Origin of the sequence: Longimicrobium terrae (assembly GCF_014202995.1) — a bacterium.
Lineage (GTDB): Bacteria > Gemmatimonadota > Gemmatimonadetes > Longimicrobiales > Longimicrobiaceae > Longimicrobium > Longimicrobium terrae.
This window is the reverse complement of the sequence record NZ_JACHIA010000004.1, coordinates 313,093-331,098: the sequence shown is the minus strand read 5'-3', so window position 1 is coordinate 331,098 and position 18,006 is coordinate 313,093. Positions and strand designations below refer to the sequence as shown.

The window sequence follows — 18,006 nt, the reverse complement described above, 5'->3', positions numbered from 1 at the left end:
CCGCCTGTTTCCCCCGCTGCGCCGGTCCCCGCGGGTGGCGCGGCAGTCGTGGCAGCCGTCCTGCTCGTGCGTTCGCCTGCCTCGGCGCACAGGGGAGTGCACCGTCGGCCGCGCAACCGGAAGAGGGGGCCACCCTGGAGGAGTGGGTGGATGGAAGCCCAAGTATAACTGGCGGATAACATTACTTCAACCGTCCCCCGCGGCGCGCGGGGCCAGAGCCCGCGCGGCTCCCCGGTCCCCCCGCGCGCGCCGGACCTTCTCCGCACGCGCCAGATGCCGCCTGCCCTCCGCGTCCCCCGCCGGGCAGCCCGAGCGCCTGAAACGAGGCGGAGCCTGCACCTGCGCGGAATTCCGAAGTGCATATACGTGGCGTATAATGAGCGGTAGAAGCGCCGTCTTTCAGGGATCGCGATCAGGTGGATGATGTGCCGGAGCCGGCGTTCGCGCCGTGCGCCGTCATCCCGCCCGCGCTCGCCCCGAACCCACGGAATCGCGAGCCCGGGATGGACGACGCCCCGCGAACACGGGCGAAGCTTCCCCCGCACGGAAGCCTCGCGCCCCGTGTGAGTTCTCCCCCTCTCCGTGCGGCAGTTTTGCACGGGGAGGGGCGGGGGGGAGGGGCCTCCCGGCCTGCCGCCGAACAAGGCTTTCCGCAACAAGCTGCACTCGTCGGTTCAGCGGTTCAGCGGATCGTCGGACATCCGATGTTGGACCACACGACAAAGGGCCGGACCCCGCCACGGGGTCCGGCCCTTTGTCCTGATCCTCACTCCGGAACCGAACCCGGAGCCGGTCTCCCGGGGGAGACGCCAGCGAATCCGCCGTTCACCTCCACCGCACCGCCGTCACGTCATCACGCCGTTACGCCGGGGTGCCGGTCTCCGCCGCCGCCCGCAGAATCCGGGTCAGCGCCTCGCCCAGCACGGCCGCGTTGGGCGCGCCCATCATGGACGAGTGCGTTCCCGGCACGGTCGTCAGCCGGAGCGATCCATCGGGGAGCAGGTCCCGCCAGCCGCGCGACGGGTCATCCATCAACCCCTCCTGCGCGGGAAAGAGGTCAACGGCCACGGGGAGCGGCCGGGGATGATAGCCCCGCACCGCCTCCTCGTTCAGGCGCCCGCGCTTGCGCGTCTCCCGGAAGTGCGCGGCCGTCACGTGAGCGGGAAGCCTGCCCTCCGCCCGCAGCCGGTCCACCTGCGCCTCCAGATCCGCATCCTCCGCCCCATCGGCGGACCCGTCCGCCTCGCTCAGACCGTCCGCCTCCGCCTCCGCCGCGTGCATGAGGCGGAAGTACTCCGGGGCGTACGTATCCAGCATCCCCACGAACTCCACCGTCTCGTTCTGGGCGATGAGCTGCGCGGCGGTCTCGTACGCCAGCACGCCGCCGAACGACCATCCCCCGACGCGGTACGGCCCGGCGGGCTGCACCTCGCGGATCATCCGCACCAGGCGCGCCGCCATCTGCTCCACCGTCCGCGGCTGCCCATCGGAAAAGGCCGGCGCCGGAAGCGCGTACACCGGCACGTCCGGGTGGATGTGCGGATGCAGCACCTGCGCGTAGGCGGTGGCCCCGGCGGCCGTGTACGCCAAGAAGAGCGGGCGCTCCGAACCCGCCGCGCGGACGGCAATGGCCCGGTCCGCCGGATCGGCGGCCTCCGGCGCGGCGATGCGCGCCGCCAGCGATTCCACCGTGGGATGGGAGAATACGTGCGTCAGGGGAAGCTCCACCCCCAGCGCCTGCCGCATCCGCCCGATCACCCGCACGGCCAGCAGCGAGTGCCCGCCCAGCGCAAAGAAGTTGTCCCAGCGGCCCACCCGCTCCACGCCCAGCACCTCCGCCCAGATCGCGGCCAGCGCCTGCTCCGCCTCGCCCACGGGCGCCTCGTACGCGTGGGCGCCCAGTGCCCCGCCCTCGGGGGCCGGCAGCGCCTTGCGGTCCAGCTTGCCGTTGGCCGTGAGCGGCCAGCGATCCATCCGCACGTACACCCCCGGCACCATGTACGAGGGGAGCGTCTCCCCCGCGTAGGCACGCAGCGCGTCCGCGCCGGCGCTCTCGTCGCCGGAAACGTACGCCACCAGCCGCGTGTCGCCCGGCGTGTCTTCGCGGGCCATGACCACGGCTTCGCGCACGCCCGGGTGCTCCGCCAGGCGCGCCTCGATCTCGCCCAGTTCAATGCGGAAGCCGCGCACCTTCACCTGGAAGTCGTTGCGCCCCAGGTACTCCAGCGTCCCGTCCGCCAGCCACCGCCCCAGGTCGCCCGTGCGGTACATCCGCGCCCCCGGCTGTCCGACGGGATCGGGAACGAAGCGCTCCGCCGTCAGTCCGGGGCGGCCCAGGTAGCCGCGCGCCACCCCCGTCCCGCCGATGCAGATTTCCCCCGCCACGCCGGCGGGCGCCGGGTCGCCGCGCCCGTCCAGCACGTACATCCGCGTGTTGGCCACGGGGGCGCCGATGGGCACCTGCGGCCGCGCCCCGGCCGCCGCGCCCACCCGCTGCGCGGACGACCAGATCGTGGTTTCCGTGGGGCCGTACACGTTCCACAGCGCACCCACGCGGTCGCGCAGGCGCCCGGCCAGGTCGGCCGGAAGCGCCTCGCCGCCGCAGAGGGCACGCAGCCCCGGCTGGCCCGTCCAGCCGCCTTCCAGCAGCAGCCGCCACGTCGCGGGCGTGGCCTGCATCACCGTGGCGCCGGACGCGGCGATGGCCTGCCGCAGCAGGACGGGATCCGCCGCCGCCGCGCGCGCCACCACCTCCACCCGCGCGCCGGTGACCAGCGGAAGGAACAGCTCCAGCGCCGAGATGTCGAACGACAGCGTGGTGACGGAAAGAAGCCGGTCGTCCGGCCCCATTCCCACCATCGTCCCCATGGACCAGAGAAGGTTGACGACGCCGCGGTGCAGGTTCATCACCCCCTTGGGCCGCCCGGTGGAGCCGGAGGTGTAGATGACGTACGCCAGGTGGTCCGCCGTCACCCCGGCGCGCGCCGGGTCGGTGGCCGGCCGGTCCGCCCAGTCGGCCGCATCCGCGTCCATCGCCACCACCGTGGGACCGGCGCCCGTGAAGAGCGCCGCCAGCGACGCCTGCGTCAGCAGCACCGCGGGGGCGCTGTCCCGCAGCACGTAGCGGAGCCGGTCTTCCGGGTGATCGGGGTCCATCGGCACGTACGCGCCGCCCGCCTTGAGGACGGCGAGGACGGCGACCACCATCTCCACCCCGCGCTCCACGCAGACGGCCACGCGCGACTCCGTCCCCACGCCCATCTCCCGCAGGTGATGCGCGAGGCGGTTGGACCGCGCGTTCAGCTCGGCACGGGTGAGCGAGCGGTTCCCGCCGGCGACCGCCACCGCGTCCGGCGCTTCCTGCACCCGCGCCTCGAACAGCTCGTGGATGCACGCATCGTCCGGGTACGCCGCGTCCGTCCGGTTCCACTCCTCCAGCACCCGCGCGCGCTCCCCGGCCGGGAGCACGTCGATTCTGCCCACGGCGCGCCCGGGCGCGCGCTCCAGCGCGTCCACCAGCCCCTCGAGCGCCCCGTGCATCAACGCGCACACCTGTGCGGCCTCCACCTGCGCCTTGACCTGCGCGGTGAGCGCCATCGCCTCGCCCAGGTCGTCCACGGACATCGTCAGCGGATAGTTGTTGCGCTCGCCGGAGCTTCTTCCCTTCCCGTCCGCCGCGGCGGGAGGCGCGGCCGCCTGCACGCTGTGGCGGTAGTTGAGCAGCGCGGTGAACAGCGGCGCCGGCGCCTCCACGCCGCTGCACCGCTGGGCCAGCGCCAGCGAGGCGTGCTCGTGGCGCATCAGCCCGGCCAGCAGCGCCTGCGTCTGCCGCACCGCCGCCTCCGCCCCCACTGCGCCGAGGCGAACGCGGACGGGAAGCGTGTTCATGAACGGGCCGATCACCCGCTCGGAGCCCTCGCCGCCCTGCATGCGCCCGAACAGCACCGTGCCGAACACCACGTCGTCCCGTCCCGACACCCGGGCCAGCACCTGCGCCCACGCCACGTGGCACAGCGTGGCCGCGCTCACCCCCAGCGCACGCGCGCGCTCCCGCAGCCGGGCCGCCAGCGCGCCCTGCACGTACAGCCGCGCCTCGTCGATGCCGGACCCGTCGCCGCGCGCGTCCAGCAGCCCGAACGGGGCCGTGGGCTCGTCCACGCCGCCCAGCATCTCCGTAAAGAACTGCCGATGCTCCTCCTGGCTCACGCCCAGCCGGGCCTGCGCCACGAAGTTGCGGAAGGGCAGCGGCGCGGGAAGCTGGTCGCCCCGCCCCTGCATCTGCGCCTGGATCTCCTGGCGCAGCACCTCGATGGCCGTGTGGTCCACCGTGAGGTGGTGGCGCAGCAGCAGAAGCAGCCAGCGCCCGTCCGCGCCGGGCGCGATGCACGCCCGCATCAGCGGCGCCCGGCGGATGTCCATGCGGTGCCAGCGCGGGTCCAGCCGGCGGTACAGCTGCCCGGCCACGTCGCCGTCCGCCGGATCGGCATCCACCTCCTCCACGGAAAGCGGAGCGTGGCGCCACACCACCTGCACCGGCTCCGGAACGTTCTCCCACACGATCGCGGTGCGCAGGATGTCGTGCCGCGCCATCACCGCGCTGAACGCTTCCAGGTACGCGTCCAGCCGCTCCCGGTCGGGAAAGGTGACGGGGTTGCCCAGCAGCAGGTACGGATCACCCTCCGTGGTGGCCAGGTGGTGGAAGAGAAAGCCTTCCTGCAGCGGGGCCAGCGGATAGATGTCCTGCACGTTGGCCGCGCCGCCCGGCACGTCCGCCACGATGCCGTCGATCTCCGCCTGCGTCAGCGACACCAGCGGCAGCATCGCCGGCGTGATGACGGGGCTCCCCTCGGGAATCCCGTTGGGCGGCACCTGCACGCCGGCGTGCTCGCCGCCCACCTCGGCCGCCAGCGCGGCCACCGTGGGCGCGGTGAACAGGGTGCGCACGTCGGCGTGCAGCCCCTGCGCCCGCATCCGCGCGATCAGCGTAACGGCCAGCAGCGAGTGCCCGCCCAGCTCAAAGAAGCCGTCGTGCCGGCCCACGCGCTCCACGCCCAGCACGTCGGCCCAGATCCCGGCCAGCGCCGTCTCCGTCTCCCCCACCGGCGCCTCGTACTCGCGGGACGCGTACGCATCCCCCTCCGGCGCGGGAAGCGCCCGGCGGTCCACCTTGCCGTTGGGGGTGAGCGGAAGCGCGTCCAGCCGCACGTACGCCGCCGGAACCATGTAGTCCGGCAGCCGCGCGGCCAGGTGAGCGCGCAGCACGTCCGCGCCGGCCGCCTCGTCGCCGGCCACGTACGCCACCAGCCGCTTGTCGCCCGGCGCGTCTTCGCGCACCAGCACCACGGCCTCGCGCACCGCCGGGTGCTCCGCCAGCCGCGCCTCGATCTCGCCCGGCTCGATGCGGAAGCCGCGCACCTTCACCTGGTGGTCCGTGCGCCCCAGGAACTCCAGCGTTCCGTCCATCCGCCACCGCACGCGGTCGCCGGTGCGGTACACCCGCGCACCCGGTTCCGCGGAAAACGGATCGGGGATGAAGCGCTCCGCCGTGAGCGCGGGGCGGCCCTGGTAGCCGCGCGCCAGCCCCGCGCCCCCGATGCACAGCTCGCCCGCCACGCCCCCCGGCACCGGCTCCAGCGCCCCGTCCAGCACGTAGACGCGGGTGTTGGAGATGGGACGCCCCAGCGGAATGCCGCGCGCGCCCTCCGACACCGACCGGATCTCGTGCGTGACGGCGAAGGTCGTCGTTTCCGTGGGCCCGTATCCGTTCAGCAGGTGCGCGGGCGCGCCGCCGCGCAGCACCCCGGCAATGACACGCGGGTCCAGCGCGTCGCCGCCCACGATCAGGCAGCGCAGCCGCCGCCACTCGTCGCGCAGCGCCTCCGCGTACTGGTTGAACAGGCCCACCGTGAGCCACAGGACGCTGACCTCGTGCGTCCGCAGCGCCAAGGCAAAGCGGCTCGGCTCCAGCAGCGTGTCCTGATCGATGACGACGATGCACCCGCCGTTCACCAGCGGCGCCCACACTTCCAGGGTGGACGCGTCGAAAGCCGGGTTGGCGGCAAAGGCCACGCGGTCGTCCGGGCCGAACTCCGCATATCCGTTGTTCACCACCAGCCGCCCGATGGACTGGTGCGCCACCATCACCCCCTTGGGCCGGCCGGTGGAGCCCGACGTGTACATCACGTACGCCAGGTGGCGCGACGTAAGTCCATCCACCGCCGGGTTGGTGGACGGACCGGAGGCCCACGCCGGCGCGTCCGCGTCCACCGCCAGCACCGGCACGTTCAGCCCGGCGAAGCGCTCCGCCAGCGCGCGCGTGGTCAGCAGCGCGGCCGGGGCGCTGTCCTCCAGCATCTCGCGCAGCCGCTCATCGGGGTACTCGGGGTCCAGCGGCACGTACGTTCCGCCGGCCTTGAGCACAGCCAGCTCCGCCTGCACCAGTTCCGCGGAGCGCGTCATCACCAGCGCCACGCGCACGTCGGGACCCACGCCCAGCGTGCGGAGGTGGTGCGCCAGCCGGTTGGCCCGTGCGTTCAGCTCCGCGTAGGTGAGCTGTTCATCACCAGAAACCACGGCCGCCGCGTCCGGCGTGCGCGCCGCCTGCCGCTCAAAGAGCGCGTGGACGCACGACCCGGCGGGGAAGTCCGCCTCCGTGCGGTTCCACTCCTCCAGCACCCGCGCGCGCTCGTCGCCCGCCATGAGCGCCAGCCGCGTGACGGGCCGGTTCTCATCCGCCACCATCTCGCCCAGCACGCGCTGCAGGTAGCCCAGCCAGCGCTCCACCGTCGCCCGCTCAAAGAGCGAGGTGGCGTACTCCACGCCGCCCGTGATCCACCCGTCCCACTCGATGAAGCTGAGGGAAAGGTCGAACTTGGCCGTGGTGTCCGCGGCAAAGGCTGAGGGAGCCGCGGGGGCCAGCGCCGGCCCGGAAAGCCCGGAGCCGTCCGCGGGCGCGTTCTGCCAGGCGAACAGCACCTGAAAGAGCGGCGTGTGCGACAGGCTGCGGACCGGGTCCACCCGCTCCACCACCTGCTCAAAGGGAATGTCCTGGTGCTGCTGCGCCTCCAGCGTCCGCTCCTTTACGCGGCCCAGCAGTTCCGCCACCGTGGGCGCGCCGGACAGGTCCATCCGCAGCGCCAGCGTATTGACGAAAAAGCCGATCAGCCCTTCGATCTCGCGCCGTCCGCGGTTGGCCGTCGGCGTGCCGATCACCACGTCGTCCTGGCCGGAAAGACGGGCCAGCACGGCCGCCCATCCCGCCAGAACCACCATGAACGGCGTGGTGCCGTGCCGCTGGGCCAGCGCCCGCAGCCCCGCCGTCAGCGTGCCGTCCAGCTGGATGCCGAACTGCGCGCCGGCGGGGTCCACCCGCGCCGGCCGGGGATGGTCCGCGGGCAGCTCCAGCAGCTCCGGGGCGCCCGCCAGCGTGCGCGTCCAGTAGTCCGCCTGCGCCTGCAGGGCCTCGCCCGCCACCCACGTGCGCTGCCACACCGCGTAGTCCGCGTACTGGATCTCCAGTTCGGGAAGCGGGTCCGGCTCCCCGGCGCGGAACGCCGCGTACAGCGCATCCAGTTCACGCGTAAGCACGCCGCTGGACCAGCCGTCGCTGACGATGTGGTGCATCGTGATCAGCAGCAGGTGATCGTCCGCGGCGAGGCGGATGAGGCGGCCGCGGATGAGCGGTCCCCGCTGCAGATCGAACGGCTCCGCGGACTCGTCCGCCAGCAGTTGGCGGAGTTCCGCGTCCTCGCGCCCCTCCAGATCGTGCTGCACCAGGCGGAAGCCGCTGTCCGCCGGGGCGATGCGCTGCTCCGGAACGCCGTTCACCTGCGCAAAGGTCGTCCGCAGCGCCTCGTGCCGGGCGACGATGCGGTCCAGCGCGCGCACCAGCGCCTCGCGGTCCAGCTCGCCCGACAGGCGCCGGCGCATGCGCACGTGGTAGGTGCTGCCCAGGTTGCCCAGCTGCTCCAGGAACCACAGCCGCTGCTGCGCAAACGACAGCGGGATGGGGCCCTCGCGGGAGGCGCGCTCCACCGGCGGCAGCTCCGCCCGCGACGCCGTCCCCGCTTCGCGCGCAAAGTCGCTCAGCACCGGGCGGGCGAAGACCTCGCCCAGCGCGATCTCCACTCCCAGCGCCTGCCGCACGCGCGAAATCACCCGCACGGCCAGCAGCGAGTGCCCGCCGAGCTCAAAGAAGTGGTCCCAGCGCCCCACCCGCTCCACGCCCAGCACCTCGGCCCAGATCTCCGCGAGCGCTTCTTCCGCCGGCCCGACCGGGGCTTCGTAGCCGTGCCGCGCAAAGGCGTCGCCCTCCGGAACCGGGAGTGCCTTGCGGTCCAGCTTGCCGGTGCGGCCCAGCGGCAGTTCATCCAGCCTGACGTACGCCGAGGGCACCATGTACGCCGGCAGCCGCTCGCCCAGGTGCGCGCGCAGGCTTTCCACGTCCGCGCCCTGGCCCACCCAGTACGCCACGATGCGCGTGTCGCCCGGCGTGTCTTCGCGGATGAGCACCGCCGCGTGCCGCACGCCCGGGTGCTCCCGCAGCCGCTCCTCAATCTCCCCAAGTTCGATGCGGTAGCCCCGCACCTTCACCTGGAAATCGATGCGCCCCAGGAACTCCAGGTTGCCGTCCGCCAGCCAGCGCACCCGGTCGCCCGTGCGATAGAAGCGCGCGCCCGGCTCCCCCGCGAACGGGTCCGGAACGAACTTCTCCGCCGTCAGCTGCGGCCGCCCCAGGTACCCGCGCGCCACGCCGATCCCGCCGATGTACAGCTCGCCCGCCACGCCCACGCCCACCGGCTGCATCCGTGCGTCCAGCACGTAGTGCGTCAGGTTCTGGATCGGCTTGCCGAAGGGGATTCGCCCCTCCGTGTGCCGCCCGACGGGGAGTTCGTAGAGCGAGCACCCGACCACCGTCTCCGTGGGCCCGTACTCGTTCAGCAGCCGCACGCCGGGCGCATGCTCGCGCCAGAACAGCGTCGGCTCCGCCAGCAGATTGTCGGCGCCGATCACCAGCGTGGCCCCGCTCCCCGCCGCGTCTTCCGGCGAGAGCACCTGGTTCAGCAGCGACAGGTGCGTGGGGGTGATCTTGATCATCGCGTACCCCGGCCGCCTGCGGATCACCTCCGCCAGCGCCTCTACTCCGGGGCCTTCCGGCAGCAGCTCGATCGGTTGTCCGGCGAAAAGCGGGACGAAGTTGGCCAGCGTCAGGTCCACCGACATGGACGAGAACACGGGCGCGCCGCTCCCGCCGTTGGACAGGTACTCCTCGCGCGCCCACGCGAAGTAGTTGACGGGTCCGATGTGGTGCATCAGCACGCCCTTGGGGCGCCCCGTGGAGCCGGAGGTATAGTAGACGTACGCCAGGCTTTCCGGCCCGGCGCCGCTCTCCGGCCGCTCGGCGGGCTCAGCCGCGAGCGTCTCCGCCATCTGATCCACGAACAGCGTCTCGGGCCGCGCCTCGGGAAGCCCGTCCGCCAGCCACGACTGGGTGAGCAGCATCCGCGCGCCGCTGTCTTCCAGCGTGTAGGCCAGCCGGTCGGCGGGGTGCGTGGGCTCCAGCGGAACGTACGCCGCGCCCGCCTTCATGATGCCGAAGAAGGCGGGGAGCAGGTCAAGGCTGCGCTCCATGCACAGCGCCACGCGGTCCTCCGCGCCGATGTCCAGCCCGCGGAGATGGTGGGCAAGCTGATTGGCGCGGCGGTCCAGTTCCGCGAACGTGAGCTGCTGCCCCGCGAAGATCACGGCCGGAGCGTCGGGCGTGCGCGCGGCCTGTGCCTCGAACAGGCCGTGGATGGACCACTCGGGGGGAAGCGCCGCGTCCGTCCGGTTCCACTCGTCGACGACCTTCGCGCGCTCCTCGCGGGAAAGCACGTCCAGACGGCCGAGAGCGGCGCCGGGGGCGGTTTCCAGCGCCGACACCAGCGACTCCAGCGCGGTGTGCATCATCCAGCACACCCGCAGCGGCTGCACGGTCACCGGCGCGAGGACGGTAAGCGCGAAGCCGTCGCCCAGGTCGTCCACCGAGATCGTCAGCGGGTAGGTGGTGCGCTCGCCGGCCTGGCTCGTCCTGCCGCCGGGCGCGGGCGCCGCACCCACGGGCGTCCTGCGCTTGCTGTAGCGGTAGTTGAGCATGGAGGTGAAGAGCGGGGCGGACGCGTCCACCGCGCTGCACCGCTGCGCCAGCACCAGCGAGGCGTGCTCGTGGCGCATCAGCCCCGCCAGCACGGCGTGCGTCTGCCGCACGCCCGCCTCGGCCCCCACGTCGCCCAGCCGAACGCGGATGGGGAGGGTGTTGAGGAACGGGCCCATCACCCGCTCCGCGCCTTCGCCGCCCTGCATCCGCCCGAACAGCACGGTGCCGAAGACGACGTCGTCGCGCCCAGACGCCCGCGCCAGCACCTGTCCCCAGGCCAGGTGGCACAGCGTGGCCGCGCTCACCCCCAGCGCCCGCGCCCGCTCGCGCAGCCGCGCCCCGAGCGCCTCGTCCACCTCCAGCCGCCCCTGCTCGATCCCGGAGCCGTCGCCGCGCGCATCCAGCAGCCCGAACGGCGCCGTGGGTTCGTCCACGTCGCCCAGCATCTCGGTAAAGAACGCCTGGTGCTCCTCCTGGCTCACGCCCAGCCGCACCTGCGCCACCAGGTTGCGGAACGGCACAGGCCGGGGGAGAGCGCTTTCGCGGCCGGTGAGATGCGCCTCGATCTCCTCCTTCAGCACGGTGATGGTGGTGTGGTCACCGGCCAGGTGGTGCAGCAGAAGGAGGAGCACCCAGCTCTCGCCATCCGCCTCGCGCGCCACGTGGCAGCGCAGCAGCGGGGCCTGGCGCACGTCGATCCGGTGGCGGCGCGGGTCAAAGCGCCCGTACAGCTGCGCGGCCACGTCGCCCTGCGCCGGATCGATCTCCACCTCCTCCACGGGAAGCGGGGCCCTGCGCCACACCACCTGCACCGGCTCGGGCACGTTCTCCCACACGATCGCGGTGCGCAGGATGTCGTGCCGCGCGATGACGGCGCCGAACGCCTGCACGTACGCATCCAGCATCTCCCGCGTGGCGAAGCGGCTGATGGTGCCCAGCAGGTACGGATCGCCTTCCGTGGTGGCCAGGTGGTGGAAGAGAAAGCCTTCCTGCAGCGGGGCCAGCGGATAGATGTCCTGCACGTTGGCTGCGCCGCCGGGCACGGTGGCCACGATGCCGTCGATCTCCGCCTGCGTGAGCGACACCAGCGGCAGCATTTCCGGGCGGATGAGCGGCGGCGTCCACCAGTCGCCGCCGTCCTCCATCCGCTCCAGGAGCTCCGCCTTGTGCTCGCGCAGGGCGGCCAGCAGCTCGGGATCCAACCGTTCGCGGTTCCCCGCCACGCCCAGCTCGCCCCCGCGGTTGCGGAGCCGGATGCCGGCGGCGCTGATCCGGGCGAATACCGCGTCCAGCGTCATGGGAGCCGCCATCGTCACAGGAACACCTCTACGTCTTCGTCGTCAGGACCGGCCGCGGATATCACGGGCTCGGGAATCAGGTTCTCCGGAACCAGCGCCTCACCGGGCGCGCTCCCGATGGCCGCGGCGAACTCCGCCAGGGTGGGCGCGGTGAACAGGGCGCGCACGTCGGCGTGCAGCTCCCGCTTGCGCATGCGCGCAATGAGCGTGACGGCCAGCAGCGAGTGCCCGCCCAGCTCAAAGAAGCCGTCGTTGCGGCCCACGCGCTCCAGCCCCAGCACCTCGGCCCACACCTCCGCCAGCGCCGTTTCCACCTCTCCCACCGGCGCCTCGTACTCCCGCGCGGCAAACGCGTCGCCTTCCGGCGCGGGGAGCGCGCGGCGGTCCACCTTGCCGTTGGGGGTGATGGGAAACCGCTCCAGCCGCACGTACGCCGCCGGCACCATGTAGTCCGGCAGCGCGCTGCTCACGTGCGCCCGCAGCACGTCCGCCGCGGCCGCCTCGTCGCCCACGACGTACGCCACCAGCCGCTTGTCGCCCGGCGTGTCCTCGCGCACCAGTACCACGGCCTCGCGCACGGCCGGGTGCTCCAGCAGCCGCGTCTCGATCTCGCCCAACTCCACGCGGAAGCTGCGCACCTTCACCTGCGCGTCCACGCGGCCCGCGAACTCCAGTTCGCCCTCCGCGTTCCACCGCGCCAGGTCGCCCGTGCGATAGAGACGCGCGCCCGGCTCCGCGCCGAACGGATCGGGGACAAAGCGCTCGGCCGTCAGCGCGGCGCGGCGCCAGTAGCCGCGCCCCACCGTCGCCCCGCCGATGTACAGTTCGCCCGCGGTGCCCAGCGGCACCGGCCCGCCCGCCGCGTCCAGCAGGTAGACGCGCACGTTGGCCACCGGCCGCCCGATCGGCGGGACGGCGGATCCACCGGGCACGTAGTCGTGCAGCGTGGTGCAGACCGTCGCCTCCGTCGGCCCGTAGCCGTTGATCAGCCGCCGTCCGGCCGACCAGCGCGCCATCAGCTCCGCGGGCGGTGCGTCGCCGGACACGATCAGCGTGCGGATGGACGGCAGCCGCTCATCCTCCGGGAGCGCGGCCAGCACGGCCGGCGGGAGGATGGCGTGCGTGATCCCCGCATCCGCCACGATGCGCACCAGGTCGTCGCCCGCGAGCGGGCCCGGCTGGCCGGACAGGTGCAACGACGCACCGCGCGCCAGCGCCAGGAACACTTCGTAGACGTGTCCGTCGAAGCTGAACGAGGCGAACTGCAGCACGCGGGTGTCCGCTTCCAGCGGCAGCGACCGCTCCTGCGCCGCGACCATGCCGGCGACGTTGCGGTGCTGGACGATAGCGCCCTTGGGGCGGCCGGTGGAGCCGGAGGTGTAGATCAGGTACGCCGGGTGTTCGGGCCGCAGATCGCCCCGATCCGGATCGGTCGCGGGCGCGCCGGACCAGGCCGCATCGTCCGCGAGATCCAGCACCGGCAGGCCCGCATCCGCAAAGCGCGCCGTCAGGGAGCCACGGGTCAGCAGCAGCGCGGGCGCGCTGTCATCCAGCATCCAGCGCAGCCGCTCTTCCGGGTAGTTCGGATCGAGCGGCACGTACGCGCCGCCCGCCTTGAGCACGGCCAGCAGCGCCTCCACCATGGAGGGGCCGCGCTCCACGGAGATCGCGACGCGCGTGTCCGCCCCCACGCCCAGCGAGCGGAGGTGGTGCGCAAGGCGGTTGGCGCGCGCGTTCAGCTCCGCATACGTCAGACGATCGCCGCCCCACGCCAGCGCCAGTACGTCCGGGACGCGCGCGGCCTGCGCCTCGAACAGCTCGTGGGCCAGCGACCCACGCTCGTAATCCGCCTCGGTGCGGTTCCACTCTTCCAGCACCCGCGCGCGCTCCGCCTGCGGCAGCATGGGCAGGCGCCCGACCTGCTGGCGATCATCCGCCGCCATCTCGGCCAGAACGCGCCGCAGGTACTCCATCCACCGTTCCACCGTCGCCCGCTCAAACAGCGACGTGGCGTAGGTCACGTTGCCGACGATGCGCCCGTGCGACTCGCCCAGCGTGAGCCCCAGGTCCTGCTTGGCGACGCCGCGGTCCTGCGTGGCGTCCACGCGGCCCAGCGTAAGCCCGGGCAGTTCCAGCCCGCCGCGCGGCGTGTTCTGCCACGCGAACATCACCTGGAACAGCGGCGAGTGCGACAGGCTGCGCGCCGGGGCCACCCGCTCCACCACCTGCTCGAACGGGATGTCCTGATGATGCTGCGCGTCCAGCGCGCGCTTCTGCACCCGGCCCAGCAGTTCCGCCACCGTCGGCGCGCCGGACAGCTCCACCCGCAGCGCGAGCGTGTTGACGAAGAAGCCGATGAGCCCCTCGATCTCCCGCCGCCCGCGCCCGGCCGTCGGAGTGCCGATCACCACGTCCGCCTGCCCGGAGAGGCGGGAGAGCACCACGGCCCACCCCGCCAGCACCGTCATGAACAGCGTGGTGCCGTGCCGCCGCGACAGCGCCGCCAGCGCCGCCGTAAGCTCCTCGTCCAGTTCCACCCCCACGCGCGCGCCCGCGGGGTCCATCTGCACCGGCCGCGGATGGTCGGTGGGCAGCTCCAGCAGTTCCGGCGCGCCGCCCAGCGTCTGCACCCAGTAGTCCGCCTGCGCCCCCAGGACGTCGCCCTCCACCCAGCGCCGCTGCCACGCGGCGTAGTCCGCGTACTGCACCGGCAGCGCGGGAAGCGCCGCATCCCGGCCCTGGACATTCGCCGCGTACAGCGCCGAAAGCTCACCGGTGAGCACGCCCATGGACCAGCCGTCGCTGACGATGTGGTGCATCGTCAGAACCAGCACGTGGTCGTCCGGCGCCACGCGGATGAGGCGCCCGCGGATGAGCGGCCCCTGCTCCAGATCGAAGCGCGTGCCCGCCTCTTCGCCCAGCAGCCGGCCGAGTTCGGCTTCCGCGTCCGCCCGCCCGGCCAGGTCCTGCTCCAGCAGATGGAACCCGCTGTCCGCGGGCGCGATGCGCTGCTCCGGAAGGCCGTCCACCTCCGCGAACGTCGTCCGCAGCGCCTCGTGCCGCGCGACGAGGCCGTCCAGCGCGCCCACCATGGCCGCGCGGTCCAGCTCGCCACGCAGACGCAGGCGCGCGTGCATGTGATACGTGCTGCCCAGATCGCCCAGCTGCTCCAGGAACCACAGCCGCTGCTGCGCGAACGACAGCGGAAGCCGGCCTTCGCGGTCCGCGCGTTCGATGGGAGGAAGCTCCGCGCGCGCAGAGGTCTCCAGCCCGCGCGCGAACTCCGCCAGCACGGGCCGGGTGAACAGCTCGCCGAGCGCCACCTTCACCCCCAGCGCCTGCCGCACGCGCGAGATCACCTGCACAGCGAGCAGCGAGTGCCCGCCCAGGTTAAAGAACTGGTCCCGGCGCCCGACCCGCTCCACGCCGAGCACCTCGGCCCAGATCCCGGCCAGGATCTCTTCCACGTCGCCCGCCGGCGGCTCGTAGGCGCGCGCCGCGTACGCTTCGCCCTCCGGAGCGGGAAGCGCCTTGCGGTCCACCTTGCCGTTGGGCGTCAGCGGGAACTCCTCCAGCCGCACGTACGCCGCCGGCACCATGTAGCCCGGCAGCGACCCGGCCAGGTGCGCACGCAGCGCGTCCGCCCCGACTTCGTCGCCCACCACGTACGCCACCAGCCGCTTCTCGCCCCCCGTATCCTCGCGCGCGACGACTACGGCCGCGCGCACGCCGGGCAGTTCCGTAAGCCGCGTCTCGATTTCGCCGGTTTCGATGCGGTAGCCGCGCACCTTTACCTGCCCGTCGCCGCGCCCCAGGAACTCCAGCGTGCCGTCCGGACGCCAACGCCCCGCGTCGCCCGTGCGGTAAAGACGCGCGCCGGGCTCCTTCGAGAACGGATCGGCTGTGAAGCGCTCCGCCGTCGCCTCGGGCCGGTCAAGGTAGCCGCGCGCCACCCCCGCCCCGCCGATGCAGATCTCCCCCGCCACGCCCGTCGGCACCGGCTCGCCGCGACCGTCCAGCACGTAGATCTTCGTGTTGCCGATCGGCTGGCCGATGGGCGCGACGGTTCCTTCCACCTCAGGCGTCCATCGCAGGCCGGACGAGGCGACGGTCGTCTCCGTGGGACCGTACATCTGATACAGCGCCGCGTCGGGAAGCAGCTCGCCGAAGCGCCGCGCGATGGAGGGCGCCAGCGCTTCGCCGCCGTTCATCACCCGCACCAGCGACGTGCACGAGGAGGCTTCCGGGTGCTCCACAAAGGCGCGCAGCAGTCCGGGAAGGTGCGCGGTGCCGATCTGCTCGCGGCGGATGAGGTCCACCACGTGGTCGGGATCGCCGTGCCCGCCGGGCCCCGCCATCACGATCCGGGCACCCGCCGTCAGCGGCCAGAACAGTTCGCGCACCGACACGTCGAAGCTGAACGAGATCCGCTGCAGCACCGACTCGCCCGGCTGCAGTTGCCACCTCTGCTGGCTCCACGCCAGCAGGTTGGCCACGCTCCGGTGATGATTGACCACGCCCTTGGGACGGCCGGTGGACCCTGACGTGTAGATGACGTAGCAGGGGCTGTCCGGCGTCAGATCCGCGACGACCGGCGCGGTGCCGGGCAGGTGCGCCCACGGCGAAGTATCCGCCAGATCGACGACGGGGATGCGCTCGGCGGGGAGCGAGGCGGGCGGCCCGTTCGTCAGGAGGACGGCGGGCGCACTGTCTTCCAGCATGTACGCCAGGCGCTCCGCCGGGTACGACGGGTCCATGGGGATGTACGCGCCGCCCGCCTTGAGGATCGCGAGCAGGCCGATCATCATCTCCGGGCCGCGCTCCAGCGAGATCCCCACACGCACCTCCGGACCCACGCCCAGCGAGCGGAGGTGGTGGGCAAGGCGGTTGGCGCGCTGGTCCAGCTCCGCGTACGTGAGATGCTCGCCCACGAACGTCACCGCCACGGCGTCCGGAGTGCGCGCAACCTGCGCCTCGAACAGCGTGTGGATGCACGTCGGGCCCGCGTAGTCGGCTTCCGTCTGGTTCCACTCCTCCAGAACCCGGACGCGCTCCTCCGCCGGCATCAGCGTCAGTTGATCGACGCGCTGGCCATCATCCGCCGCCATCTGCTCCAGCACCCGCCGCAGATAGCCGGTATACCGCTCCACCGTCTCGCGGTCGAAAAGCGCCGTGGCGTACGTGATTCCGCCCACGATCCGGTCCTCCGACTCCCACATCGACAGCGACAGGTCCAGCTTGGCCGTCGTCAGCCGGTCCCCGCCCATCCCCTTTACGGACAGCCCCGGCAGGCCGGGCCCGCCGTCGCCCTGGGACGTGTTCTGCCACGCGAACAGCGCCTGGAACAGCGGATGGTGCGACAGGCTGCGCACCGGATCCACCCGCTCCACCACCTGCTCAAAGGGGATGTCCTGGTGCTGCTGCGCATCCAGCACCCGGTCCTTTACCCGGCCCAGGAACTGCGCCACCGTCGGCGCGCCGGACAGGTCCATCCGCACGGCCAGCGTGTTGACGAAGAAGCCGATCAGCCGCTCGATCTCCGGCCGTCCCCGCCCCGCCGACGGAGTGCCCACCACCACGTCCTCTGCCCCCGCGAGCCGGGCCAGCACCACGCCCCACGCCGCCAGCAGCGTCATGTACAGCGTGGCCCCGTGCCGCCGCGACAGCGCCTTGAGCTCCGCCGTGAGGTCCGGGTCCAGCGCCATGTCCACCCGCGCGCCGGTGTGGTCGATCTCCGCCGGGCGCGCGCGGTCGGCGGGAACCTCCAGCAGTTCCGGCGCGCCCCGCAGCGTCTGCGTCCAGTAGTCCGCCTGGCGCCGCAGCACGTCGCCCTCCACCCACCGCCGCTGCCACGCCGCGAAGTCCGCGTACTGCACCGGCAGCTCGGGAAGGTTCGCCTCCGTCCCGTTCGCGTGCGCGGCGTACAGCGCGGACAGCTCGCCAAAGAACACCCCCGTGGACCAGCCGTCAGAAACCACGTGGTGCATGGTCACCAGCAGCACGTGATCGTCCTCCGCCAGCCGGACGAGCCGCCCGCGCACCAGCGGACCGTGCTCCAGGTCAAAGCGGGCGCGCGCCTCCTGGAAGGTCAGCCGGCCCAACTCCTCCCTGGCGTCGGCCTCGGCAAGCCCGCTCAGGTCGTGCTCCTCCAGGCGGAATCCGCCCGCCTCCACCGGGGCGATGCGCTGCTCCGGCACGCCATCCACCTGCGCGAACGTGGTCCGCAGCACCTCGTGCCGGGCCACGATCCCGTCCAGCGCGCCCCCCAGCGCCGCCCGGTTCAGCGGGCCCTGAAGGCGCAGCCGCTTGGCGAGGTGGTACGTGCTGCCCAGATCCCCCAGCTGCTCCAGAAACCACAGCCGCTGCTGCGCGAACGAGAGCGGAATGCGCTCCTCCCGCGCCGCGCGGCCGATGGGCGGAAGCTCCGAACCCTTGCGTTCGAGGTCGCGGGCCAGCGCGATTTTCAGAAGCCTGCGGCGCTCGGCCAGCGTCAGGTTGGTCAGGGTCGGATCGGAATTCATGAGCAGTGCTGAATATTCGTTAAGGGTCCCGCCGCGCGCCGCCGGGCCGCGC

General features: G+C 72.7%; 2 protein-coding genes. Both read right to left on the bottom strand.

The window, feature by feature from the left end; all coding sequences use genetic code 11:
• Positions 1–861: 861 nt before the first annotated feature.
• Positions 862–11,445 carry a non-ribosomal peptide synthetase gene (locus HNQ61_RS10100; RefSeq protein ID WP_170040271.1) on the bottom strand — a complete coding sequence of 3,528 codons (10,584 nt, stop codon included), beginning with the start codon at positions 11,443–11,445 and terminating at the stop codon, positions 862–864.
• Positions 11,446–11,447: 2 nt separating this feature from the next.
• Positions 11,448–17,954, bottom strand: a complete 6,507-nt coding sequence (locus HNQ61_RS10095; RefSeq protein ID WP_170040272.1) for a non-ribosomal peptide synthetase — start codon at positions 17,952–17,954, stop codon at positions 11,448–11,450.
• Between the last annotated feature and the right edge of the window lie 52 nt (positions 17,955–18,006).